Below are 12,437 nucleotides of genomic sequence, written 5' to 3'. Positions count from 1 at the left end.
ACACAGCTTTTTGGGCTTTGCCAAATCTGTTTACACACTCATGATAAGCAGTTATAATGTGTATTTTTGTAGGTATCTTATGGCTTTTGTACATCTTGGTGTGCGTAGCGAATACGCCATTGTTGATTCTATCGTACGCATTAATGAGCTGGTACAAGCTGCCAAACAAGACGGACAAACAGCACTCGGCTTGGCGGATTTGCACAACACTTTTGCTTTGGTAAAATTTTATAAAGCCTGTATTGGTGCAGGGATTAAACCGATTTTAGGCAGTGAAGTTGTGGTCGCTCCAAGCATGGATAGCCAAGATGAGTTTAGTGTCATACTCTATGCCATGAATGATGATGGCTACAAAAACCTGCTAAGGCTTGTCTCTGACAGTTATACCACCCGTCCAATGGGCGATAATGGCAAAGTCATCAAACATACCCCCATTGTTACCAAAGATGCCCTAGCCAAAAGAAATTCAGGGCTGATTGCCATTTTAACCCACCGCTCAGAAATCGCCCCAATTTTATCTAGCCAGCACCCACAATGGGCAATACAACGTTTTGAGTTTTGGCAAGCAACCTTTGGCGACCGTCTATACCTTGGCATCAAACGCACCCATACTGGCGATGATACTTATAACAAAAACGCCATCATCTATGGCTCACAAGCAGGCATACCCATCATCGCCCATAATGATGTGCGTTTTATCAACAAAACCCCTGAGCTTATTGGTAAAGAAGACACCAATAGTAGCGACTTTGAAGCTCATGAAGCTCGTGTGTGTATCACAGGCGGTTGGGTGCTTGCCGACCCAAACAGACCACATTTATACACCGAAAATCAGTATTTTCGCACCCAAGATGAAATGAGTGAGCTGTTTGCTGATTTGCCACAAGTCATTGAAAACACAAACCTATTAGCCAGTCGCTGTAATGTGTCTTTAACGCTTGGCAAAAACTTCTTGCCTGCTTTTCCCATACCTGATGGCATGACCGAAGAGAGCTTTTTTCGTCAAATCTCAAAAGATGGTCTTAATAAACGCCTAGATAAACTCTACCCACCAAGCACTCGCACAGATGACTGGGAAAGCGTGCGAAAGCCTTATGATGACCGCCTTGAATTTGAAGTCAATATCATTTTAAACATGGGCTTTCCCGGATATTTTCTTATCGTGATGGACTTTATCCGTTGGGCAAAAGAAAATGGCGTGCCAGTTGGTCCTGGTCGTGGTTCTGGGGCAGGGTCGCTTGTGGCATACTCATTGAACATCACCGATTTAGACCCTTTACATTATGATTTGCTGTTTGAGCGTTTTTTAAACCCCGAACGGGTCAGTATGCCTGACTTTGATGTGGATTTTTGTATTGAAGGGCGAGACCGCGTGATTGATTATGTCGCCCAAACTTATGGACGCATGGCGGTCAGTCAAATCATCACCTTTGGCACAATGGGAGCAAAAGCCGTCATCAGAGACGTGGCTCGTGTGCAAGGCAAATCTTATGGTTTGGCAGATAAAATCTCCAAACTTATCCCCAAAACACCCGGCATTTCACTGGCAAAAGCCAAAGAAGAAGAGCCATTATTAAACGACCTTTTAACTAATAGCGAAGATGGCGACCACGAGCAAGCGTTAGAGATTTGGGAGATGGCTCAAAAACTAGAAGGCATCACCCGAAATGTTGGTAAACACGCAGGGGGCGTGCTCATCGCCCCAAACCGCATCAGTGATTTTAGTGCGGTGTATTGCGATGATGAAGGGCATTTTGTCAGCCAATACGATAAAGATGATGTAGAAGCGGTGGGTTTGGTCAAATTTGACTTTTTAGGACTTAGAAACCTGACTGTCATCAAATCCGCCATTGATAACATAGATGCACGCCGTGCCAAAGAAGGTCTGCCCCCCATTGACCTAGACACTTTGCCACTTGATGACATGGACGTGTATCGTTCGGTATTGCAGACAGGTAACACCACCGCCGTGTTTCAGCTTGAAAGCTCAGGCATGAAAAAATACCTAAAACAGCTCAAACCGTCCAACATTGAAGATGTCATCGCCATGTGTGCCTTGTATCGCCCCGGTCCGTTAGAGTCTGGCATGGTACAAAGCTTCATTGACCGAAAAAACGGCATTCAAGAAATTGCTTATCCTGACCCCAATCATCAGCATGAACTGCTTAAACCTGCCTTAGAGCCAACTTATGGCACGATTGTTTATCAAGAGCAAGTCATGCAAATCGCTCAGGTATTGGCAGGCTATACGCTCGGTGGCGCGGACATGCTAAGACGTGCGATGGGTAAGAAAAAAGTAGAAGAGATGGCAAAGGAGCGAAGTAAGTTTGTGGAAGGCTCTATCGCCAATGAGATTGATGGTGAGCTGGCAGGTAAAATCTTTGACCTAGTGGAGTTTTTTGCAGGTTATGGTTTTAACAAATCGCACTCAGCAGCCTATGGCGTCTTGGCATATCAAACGGCTTATTTAAAACACTACTATCCTGCTGAATTTATGTCCGCCGTCTTGACATCGGAGATGAACAACACGGACACAGTGGTGTTTTTAATTGGTGATTGCAAAGAAAACTTTGGGCTGTCTGTATTGCCCCCAAGCATCAATCACAGTCAATGGCGATTTGTTACCGACCCTGATGACCCCACACACACTCGCATCATCTCAGGGCTTGGGGCGGTCAAAGGCGTGGGTGAAGATGCTGTGGCAAGCATTGTCAAAGCTCGCCAAGAAAGAGAATTTGCAGATTTGTATGATTTTTGCAACCGTGTGGACACCAAAAAAGTTGGTAAACGTGCCTTAGAAGCCTTGATTTGTGCAGGCTGTTTTGATGACATGGCAAAAAAACTTGCCCCACAATTTATCCACGAAAGCCACCACATACGGGGCGGACTGTGGGAGCAGTTGCCATCAGCAATGGAAGTGGCTCACCAAAACCGCCAAAATCTGCTAGATGGCACACTAGATTTATTTGCCGAAGTTGATGATGGTCTGTCTGTTGCCCCACCCTTAAAACCCATCATTTGGGGCGACCAAACTCGCCTGCGTGGCGAAAAAGACACGCTTGGGCTATATCTGACAGGGCACCCTTTGGACAAATATCGTCATGAACTGCCAAAATTTACTAACGTGCCTAGCCTAAGCGAGCTGACCGACACAGGTGCTGGCAAAATGGTTAAAGTGGCGGGGCTTGTCGTTGATGTGGCAAATTTTGGCAATCGCATTGCGGTTACTTTGGACGATGGCACAGCTCGCCTAGAAATTAGCTGTTATGCTGACAAATACTCCCACCTAAAATCCATCTTAGAAAGCAACATCAGTCTAAGTGATGCTTTGGTAGCCAAATATGAACGGCTTATCAAAAGCGAAAAAAACTTCAACCCCCAAAAACTCAACAGTCAAACGCTTGCCAAGATTGACAAAACCGACTGGGAAAATGTTCATAATCTTAACGGTTCTATCATCATTGCTCGCATTAGCGTGCGTGAAAATGATGGGCGGTTATTTTGCCGACTGCATGGAGCCAGCACATTAACCCAAGCTCGTCTTAAACACCTGACAGGTGTGCACCTTAAACTTGCCAGTGATGATACTGCCACTTTATATGAGCTTCTTGGACTGCTCAAAGAAAATAACCCACCCAATGACAGCGACATACCCCAAACCACCGATGAACATGGCAATACTGGCGATGACGGTGATGGTTGTCTGCCCATTTCTTTATTTTTACATGACGACTGTGGGTTGTGCAAAGTCATGGTAAATGAGCGTTTTCGCTTTTATCCATCAGATGAAACCATGAACGCCTTACACCGATTATTTAACACAGAAACCATCAAATTATACTGACGGAAAACTCATGTTGTCTTTTTTGCCAAACATTCGTATCATCATGATAAACACCACCTTACCTGCCAATATTGGCTCAGCCGCTCGTGCCATGCACACCATGGGGCTGTCAGATTTGGTGGTGGTCAGCCCAAAACTCCCCATTGATGAAAACAGTTATGCCAACTCAGCAGGCGGTGCTTGTATATTAGACAATGCACGCATTGTCCCAACACTTCATGATGCCATCTGTGATTGCTCACTCATTTTTGCATCATCAGCACGCTCTCGCCATCTGCCACGCCCTACCATTACCCCCACCCAGAGCACCACCATCATGGCACAATTTCTTACAAGCAATCCAACTGCCCGCATTGGCATTTTATTTGGGCGTGAAGACCGTGGTTTGACCAATGATGAGCTTGCCTTGGCAGATTATCACATACAAATCCCTGCCAATCCTGTCTATCCTGTGCTAAATGTGGCAAGTTCGGTGCAAGTCATTGCAAGTACGATATACGCACATTTTGCTGACACCGAACCAAACCGTACTGTCATGCCCATCACCATTCGCACCGATTGGGATTTACCTGCCATCACCCATGCCCAAAAAGACAGCTTGCAAAACAACATCACCGATTTAATGGTGGCACTCAACCTTGCTCGTGATGATGAACTCAAAGACTTGCCCAGCCGTTTATCTCGCTTGGTTGGTCGCCTACAACTTGACCAAAAAGAATACGCCATCTTACAGGCTTTGACTGCAAAAATGATTGCTTTAACCAAAAAATCCCAATAGCTTTTTGTGATGATAAATTTTTATGCTAAAATAACCAAAACATCCATCAAACCATGACCATGACGCTTTTTAAAAAACTGCTTGACCTAAAAAACAGCATTGATGACGACCTAAGTGCTGTACTTGCCAAAGACCCTGCCGCTCGCAACAAAACAGAGATTTTGCTTACTTATCCGGGCATTCACGCACGCACACTACACCGTGCGTCCCATGCTCTATGGCAAGCTGACCATAAATTTTTGGCTCGTGCCTTGTCGCATTTTACCCGTGTGAGTACAGGCATTGAGATTCACCCTGCCGCCAAAATCGGCAAACGCTTCTTTATTGACCATGGTATGGGTGTGGTGATTGGGGAAACAGCAGAAATTGGTGATGATGTTACTTTATATCATGGTGTTACGCTTGGTGGTGTGTCATGGGAAAAAGGCACAAAACGCCATCCCACCCTTGGCAATAATGTCGTGGTTGGTGCAGGGGCAAAGATTTTAGGTGGCTTTACCGTTGGTAATAACGCCAAGGTTGGCTCAAATGCTGTGGTTGTCAAGCCTGTTCCTGATAATGTAACCATGGTCGGAGCAACCGCTCGCATGATAGACAAAAACACCAAAAATAACGCCAAAAAAAGTGATGATGGCTTTAATGCTTATGGGGTCAGCACCGATAAAGACCCTGTTGCCACCAGTATCGCCAAACTACTAGACCATATCCAAGCCCAAGATAAACGTATAGAAGAATTGCAAAACGCCATCTGTCGGCTTGACCCTACCTTTTGTAAGTCAAAAAGCCAAGCGATTGATTCTGATGACTTAGACATCTTAGACAATCCAAAATCTGATGTTGGCACTTAATTTAACAAACTTTGATAACATGGGGAGTAACTCCCCTTTTTATTTTGCCATCTTTTTTATCGCACCAACTTATGTTTGGCAAGCCTTAGATGCGTCATAAGTCGCGGTTTTTTTTAACAATCCTTTACTAATTTCTTTTAAATTTTTTGTTAAAATGATTGCTTTTAATAATTTAACATATTTTTAAAATTTTATTAAAAATTTAAGCATTATGTTAAATAAATATTTGTCTTTAAGTAGGAAAAATCTTATGGCGTGGCAACAAATCCATTTACAACTCACCAAAGACCAAGTAGAGCTGGCAGAAGCTTTATTTTATGAAGCCGAAGCGGTGTCCATTTTATTAGAAGATGCAGGCGATGAGCCTTTATTTGAGCCGCTGCCTAATGAAGAGCCGCTATGGGCAGATGTGATTTTGACGGCGATTTTTGACACACATACTGATGAGCGTTTTTTGTCAGTAGATTTTGAACATCTCGCCCAAGACATCGCCGCAACTGTCAGAGCAAGCCGTGTGTGGCTTACTACCTTAGATGACAAAGATTGGACTCGTGAATGGATGAGCCACTATACCCCCATCAAATGTCAAGGCAACTTATGGATAGTCCCCCAATGGCTAAATGCTCCCGACCCTGATGCCATCAACCTTATCTTAGACCCCGGTTTGGCATTTGGCACAGGCTATCATGCCACAACACGACTGTGTTTGGATTGGCTAAGTGAGCAAGATTTAACCGACAAAATTGTCATAGATTATGGCTGTGGCTCAGGCGTATTAGGCGTGGGTGCTTTATTACTGGGTGCCAAGCAGGTTTTAGCGGTAGATATAGACCCCCAAGCGGTACTCGCCACTCGCCAAAATGCTAAGCTCAATGGTGTGTCAGATAAAATGTTGGTTTTTTTACCCGAAGAGTTTCAAGCCCACCAAAAAGAACATCACATCATCGCTGATGTCATCACTGCTAACATTTTAGCCAAGCCACTCATTCATTTTGCCCCTTATTTTGCTACTTTATTAAAAAATGGTGGACAAATTGTTTTGGCAGGACTGATTGAAAACCAAACCGAAGATGTCAAAAATGCCTATTCGCCCTATTTTAAAATTGACCCACCCTACCATTACGACACCCCCGATGACCACCATTGGCATCGTTTATCTGCTATTAAGCTCACTTAACCCCTAAATCGTTGTAAATCATCAAACAATTTAGTAGCATAGCCACCAAGACGGTCAATTATTCGCCATTACTACTGTCTTGGCACGGCTATTTTTTTACACAATTCTAACACAGTTACTATTTTGTAAAAATAGCATCATAAATACAAATCGGCTAAATTTTTGGCGTTATTTTTGCAATTTTTATGTGAAACTAATCGGTTTGCTTTGTGCCAACCCAATAATAATAAAAGCATTGGAACACCCATGAGTCAGCAACATACACAATGCCCCAGTTGTGGGGCGGTTTACCCCATGCCAAGTGCTAAAATTGGCAATCCCACTGCAAAAGCAAAGTGTGGGCGTTGTCAGCAGGTTTTTTTACTTAATGACAATCTGGTTCAAAGTAAGCCGCCCATTTCTCAGGCTCACCAAACACCCAATGCTCACACAAATGTTGCACAAAACACGTCCATTGACCAAATACCGCCTTCTGCACCCAACACATCAAAGTTGGCACAATCTGTGCAAGTGCAAGAAGAACAAACAGTTGATGATTTTAGCCGTTTTTTAGATGAACAAATGCAAATTGCCACATCAAGCATACATGGCGAAAAATCACCAGATGGCACCACAAATGAAGCATGGATACAAGATGCCCTAGATAATAGCAACCCCAATGATGTTGCTATCAATCAAAGCACTAACACCCATGCCAATCCAAAAGCCGACATTGACCTAAGCACCATTATTGCCCCTGCGTCCAATCTCGGTCAAAAAAGAATGCCATCTTTTAAAAAAGCGATGTCGCACAGACCCACCACCCAGCAACTGGCAACCAAAAAATCCTTTGTCAGTCAGCTCATGTGGTTGATTGGTTCTATAATTTTGATGGGGCTGATGGTGATGCAATACACATTATTTAATTTAGAAAGTATCATCGCTAGTCCATCTCATGCTGACAAGGTGCACGCTTTTTGCTCTTTGGCAAAATGTAGTGCCCCCCACGCTGATTTAGGGAGCATTGCCATTAGTGCCACACACAAAAACAGCAGCAACAAAACCGATGTTATCATCACTTTTTTTAACAGAAGTAGCCAAGAGCAGTTATATCCTGACCTGTTGGTGCGTCTAAAAGATAGCAAAGGTGTCGTAGTGGCTGATTTTGTGGCAAAACGCAGTGATTATTTGGCAGAATCCCAAAAAAGCATATTAGGCAATCAAACCAAACGCATTCAGCTAACCGTTAAACTCAAACAAACGCCGACTGTCGTAGAAGTTACTCCTTTGTATCAGTCTCCTTAGGTTGTCAAAGGCTATATGGCCTAGACGTTTTTATTAATAGGTTAATAAGGTTAATTATGACTACTGAAAACACACTTCACCCACTACACACACACGTTGAAAGTGCGGTACAACAACACCTAAACGCTCTAAATGGCGAAACACCCAGCCAACTATATGAGCTATTTTTAGGTGAATTTGAAAAACCTTTGCTGATTTCTGTGTTACGTTACACCCACGGCAATCAATCCAAAGCCGCCCAAATCCTAGGTCTCAACCGTGGTACACTACGCACCAAGCTAAAAACCTATGATTTGCTTAAAAAATAATCTTTTACCCACATAAAAGAAATTTTGCTTTATAAATACCCCAATAATTGGTATCATTAGTAGGCGTTTAGCACTTATTCTAATTTTACCAATTGGGGTTTTTATGAGTTTTTCACGTTTTGCACTTTTGTCAGTTTCAGACAAAACAGGCATTGTAGAATTTGCCCAAGGGCTAAGTCAGTTTGGATTTGGGATTTTATCCACAGGCGGTACTTACAAACTACTCAAAGACAATGGCGTGTCCGTCATTGAAGTCTCTGAGCACACAGGCTTTCCTGAAATGATGGATGGTCGTGTCAAAACCTTACACCCAAAAATTCATGGTGGCATTTTAGCTCGCCGTGGTATTGATGATGCGGTCATGGCAGAACATGGCATTGATGGCATTGATTTGGTGGTGGTCAATCTTTACCCTTTTGCTCAAACCGTTGCCAATCCTGACTGTACGCTTGCTGATGCCATTGAAAACATTGATATTGGTGGCCCCACAATGGTACGTGCTGCCGCTAAAAACCACGCATCTGTTGGTATTGTGGTTAATGTATCTGACTATCATCAAGTTCTTAATGAACTCAAAGAAACAGGCAGTTTATCACACGATACTCGCTTTGATTTGGCGGTAAAAGCTTTTGAACATACTGCTCAATACGATGGGATGATTGCCAATTATTTGGGAGCAAGGCTAAATGCTCAGGTAGATAAATTTGCTCGCACCTTTAACACCCAGTTTACCAAAGCCCAAGATTTACGCTATGGTGAAAACCCACATCAATCCGCAAGTTTTTATACCGAAAGCACCGCCAGCGAAGCCTCTGTTTCAACCGCACGTCAGCTCCAAGGCAAAGAGCTGTCTTATAACAACATTGCTGACACAGATGCCGCCTTAGAGTGCGTCAAATCCTTTACAAAGCCTGCTTGCGTCATCGTAAAACACGCCAATCCATGTGGCGTGGCAGTATCTACCGATGGTATTTTGAAAGCTTATCATCTGGCTTATGCCACCGACCCTGAGTCTGCCTTTGGTGGGATTATCGCTTTTAACAGAGAACTTGACACTCAGACCGCCCAAGCCATTGTGGAACGTCAATTTGTAGAAGTGATTATCGCACCAAGTGTGGCAGATGGCGTGTTGGACATTACAGCTGCCAAGAAAAATGTACGAGTATTGGTCTGTGGTGATTTGCCAAATCCAAGTGAACGCAAGGCACAATTAGACTATAAACGCGTCAATGGCGGATTGCTTGTTCAAGATCAAGATTTAGGCATGATTGATAAATCTGACCTTAAAGTTGTTACCAAAATCGCCCCCACCAATGAACAGCTTGATGATTTGATTTTTGCATGGAAAGTTGCCAAATATGTCAAATCCAATGCCATCGTCTATGCCAAAAATCGTCAAACCGTCGGTATTGGTGCAGGTCAGATGAGTCGTGTCAATTCGGCTCGTATTGCAGGCATTAAGGCAGAGCACGCAGGTCTGGTGGTAGAAGGTGCGGTAATGGCATCAGATGCGTTTTTCCCATTCCGTGATGGCATTGATAATGCTGCCAAAGCAGGGATTAAATGCATCATTCAGCCCGGTGGCTCTATGCGTGATGATGAGACCATTGCTGCTGCTGATGAGCATGGCATCGCCATGGTGTTTACAGGCATGAGACATTTTAGACACTAAGATTTAGTTGCCATACAAAAACCCCTTAATGATTAAGGGGTTTTTAAAATTTCTAAGTTCAATCTTTATTTTATCCAAAAACCATCGTCATGGGCAGATTTTTGTTTACCCCATGATTTGTCTTTACTCAATTTTAATGACTAGAATTTCACCACTTCTACCCCACCATCGCTTGCTTTTAGCATGATATGGGCAGATTGACTGGCGAAAATGCCATTACACACCACACCCACAATATTGTTGAGCACTTGTTCAAAATCGCTGGGATTTTTAATGTCCAGCTCATAAGTATCCAAAATCACATGACCATAATCCGTAACAAAGTTCTCACGGTACACAGGGTCGCCCCCTAATTTGACCAGCTCACGAGCCACATAAGAGCGGGCTTGTGGCAACACTTCTACCGCCACAGGAAATCTGCCAAGCTTATCCACCACCTTGCTATCATCTACCATGCAGACAAACTGCTTAGATGCTGCTGCTACGATTTTCTCACGAGTCAAAGCACCGCCGCCACCTTTTATCATGTTGCCCTGTGCGTCTATTTCGTCTGCACCATCTATATACAAATCAAGTTCACCCACCGCATTTAAATCAAAAATCTCAATGCCCAAAGCACGAAGTTTATCTTCGGTAACTTTGGAGCTGGCGACCGCCCCTTTTAGGCGAACTTGTGGCAACAGTTCAATCAAGCAATTGACTGTACTGCCCGTTCCCACGCCCAAAATCATACCATCTTCTACATAATCAAGGGCGGATTTGGCAACAGCTCGTTTTTGGGCAAGTTTAGGGTCAGTATGTGTCATAAAACGTCTCTGATTGATGGTAAATAGGTCATCAGCAAGTGATTTAACCAAGATAGGGGAGTATTTTACTAAAAAATCCGTCAAAATAAAACCACAAACACTCAAATCACCAACTGTTCCAAATAACAAGGTGGTACACATTCTGTGAGCCATACGCCATTATCTGAACGATAAAACACCCTGCCGTCTGTATTCATTTGATTGGCATTGACTTGTAATACTGCCACTTTTCCATGACGTTTACCCACTTTGATGGCAGTTTGCACATCACAACTTAGATGAACATGATGACGACTTTGGGCGGTCAGTCCCATTTGCCAAATGCTTGACAAATGCTGTATCGCCGTGCCATGATACAGCACATCAGGCGGAGTTTGTGGCAACAGCTCCAAATCAACGATGACAGAATGCCCTTGATTGGCACGGATTTTTTGACCATCTGAACTGTATGAAAATCGCTGTTTGTCGTTTTTTGCCACCACTTCATCAAGTACCGCCCTATCCATGGGAAAAGGCGAATTTTGTAGGGCAGATAACAGCTCATCCACCGCCACATAGCCCTGACGGTCTAAGGTAATGCCCACTGATTCTGGTTGGTGGCGTAAAATTTTACTTAATAGACGGCTGCGATTTTTTAAAAATTTGGCATAAGCAATTTGGGCTTTTTGCTGTTCATTGGTCAAAGGCAATTCTGTATGGTGCATGGTCATCACAAACATAAAATTTTTATTAATGTAGCAAAAATCATCAAACCTAGCAAGAGCCAAATACTATAAACAAAAAGCTGTGCTATCCTGATAAAAATTCAGGGATTGGTGGTTCGTATCAGGTTGCAATTTATCCAAAATATGAGAAATCTTAAAAAATGATAAATATTTTTGGATTTTACTAAAACCACTCTTAAAAACCATCACAACCAAACACACAAGGCGGATAAAGATGAAAATATATTGTGATTTATTTTTGGAACACCCAACCAATGATAATTCATTAAGATTTTTAGAATTGTTAGATAAAAATTTCAAATACAATCACGATAAATTATATCATGGATATTTAAATATCTGTGTTGAAAGATTAAAATTAATTAATTTAATCAGCATTTTAAAAGATAAAAAAATAAATTATTATAGCGTGCCCTTACAGTACAAGAATAATATAAATATAACAGCAAAAGAAGCATTTCAAATAGCAAAAAAATCAACAAGATATAAAGACGTAGAGCCATTAATTGATTCTGCTTTTCATCATCATACGCCATTATTTTATTCTTTTAAGACGGTTTTTGTGGGAAATAATCCTGATGGCTTTATACCTAATAATGTCATGATAGATAAAATAGATGGGCATTTATGGAGCGATTTTGAATATGATGGTTATATGTATGATTTTAATTTAAAGTTTTAACTGTATGAAGCCCAACCCCGCCTTCAACAAAAGCACCGATAGCGAAGAAAAAAATGCGAAATTAAAGATATAATAATACCACAGATACATCAAGATGACCTTATGGCTTAAATAGCCCTTTTAATTATTAACACTTACATGCTTTATTTTATAGCAAACCCCCAACACCCATTGATATCCTCTGTACACAAACTTACAATTCATCCACACTCATTTACACAACCATCTCATGAATTACCACACCGAACAACTCCCCGATTGGCTATTTTCTGACCGCTTATATGAGAACAGTTTGTTCTTTTATACATTGATT

10 protein-coding genes are annotated in these 12,437 nt (G+C 42.5%); 8 read left to right on the top strand and 2 right to left on the bottom strand.

Annotated elements, in window-relative coordinates:
- Positions 1–79: 79 nt before the first annotated feature.
- The 7 genes from dnaE (at position 80) to purH (ending at position 9,911) form a co-directional block, all read left to right on the top strand.
- Positions 80–3,844 (top strand): DNA polymerase III subunit alpha, encoded by a 3,765-nt coding sequence (gene dnaE / locus CEW93_RS09610; RefSeq protein WP_089538743.1) that lies wholly within the window; start codon positions 80–82, stop codon positions 3,842–3,844.
- A 10-nt stretch (positions 3,845–3,854) separates the two neighbouring features.
- On the top strand, positions 3,855–4,622 hold the full coding sequence (locus CEW93_RS09605) for an RNA methyltransferase (RefSeq protein WP_089538744.1): 768 nt from the start codon (positions 3,855–3,857) through the stop codon (positions 4,620–4,622).
- A 59-nt stretch (positions 4,623–4,681) separates the two neighbouring features.
- Positions 4,682–5,470 carry a serine O-acetyltransferase gene (gene cysE, locus CEW93_RS09600; RefSeq protein ID WP_089538753.1) on the top strand — a complete coding sequence of 263 codons (789 nt, stop codon included), beginning with the start codon at positions 4,682–4,684 and terminating at the stop codon, positions 5,468–5,470.
- Positions 5,471–5,720: 250 nt separating this feature from the next.
- On the top strand, positions 5,721–6,647 hold the full coding sequence (gene prmA, locus CEW93_RS09595) for a 50S ribosomal protein L11 methyltransferase (RefSeq protein WP_089538745.1): 927 nt from the start codon (positions 5,721–5,723) through the stop codon (positions 6,645–6,647).
- A 246-nt stretch (positions 6,648–6,893) separates the two neighbouring features.
- A complete protein-coding gene (locus CEW93_RS09590; RefSeq protein ID WP_089538754.1) occupies positions 6,894–7,931 on the top strand; it encodes a DUF3426 domain-containing protein in 1,038 nt (345 codons plus the stop codon).
- A gap of 56 nt (positions 7,932–7,987) precedes the next feature.
- Positions 7,988–8,239 (top strand): helix-turn-helix domain-containing protein, encoded by a 252-nt coding sequence (locus CEW93_RS09585; protein WP_089538746.1) that lies wholly within the window; start codon positions 7,988–7,990, stop codon positions 8,237–8,239.
- Between the two features lie 103 nt (positions 8,240–8,342).
- Positions 8,343–9,911, top strand: a complete 1,569-nt coding sequence (gene purH, locus CEW93_RS09580; protein ID WP_089538747.1) for a bifunctional phosphoribosylaminoimidazolecarboxamide formyltransferase/IMP cyclohydrolase — start codon at positions 8,343–8,345, stop codon at positions 9,909–9,911.
- A 140-nt stretch (positions 9,912–10,051) separates the two neighbouring features.
- On the opposite strand, the gene rpiA is transcribed toward purH, so the two are convergent.
- Positions 10,052–10,717 carry a ribose-5-phosphate isomerase RpiA gene (rpiA, locus tag CEW93_RS09575; RefSeq protein WP_089538755.1) on the bottom strand — a complete coding sequence of 222 codons (666 nt, stop codon included), beginning with the start codon at positions 10,715–10,717 and terminating at the stop codon, positions 10,052–10,054.
- A 101-nt stretch (positions 10,718–10,818) separates the two neighbouring features.
- Positions 10,819–11,427 carry an RNA 2'-phosphotransferase gene (locus tag CEW93_RS09570; protein ID WP_255504082.1) on the bottom strand — a complete coding sequence of 203 codons (609 nt, stop codon included), beginning with the start codon at positions 11,425–11,427 and terminating at the stop codon, positions 10,819–10,821.
- A 229-nt stretch (positions 11,428–11,656) separates the two neighbouring features.
- Here CEW93_RS09570 and CEW93_RS09565 point away from each other — a divergent pair, with 229 nt between their 5' ends.
- Positions 11,657–12,124 carry a hypothetical protein gene (locus CEW93_RS09565; protein WP_089538748.1) on the top strand — a complete coding sequence of 156 codons (468 nt, stop codon included), beginning with the start codon at positions 11,657–11,659 and terminating at the stop codon, positions 12,122–12,124.
- The last annotated feature ends 313 nt before the right edge of the window (positions 12,125–12,437 follow it).

It is taken from the genome of Moraxella sp. VT-16-12 (genome assembly GCF_002224245.2).
Classification (GTDB): Bacteria; Pseudomonadota; Gammaproteobacteria; order Pseudomonadales; family Moraxellaceae; genus Moraxella.
This window is presented reverse-complemented; position numbering and strand designations above follow the sequence as displayed.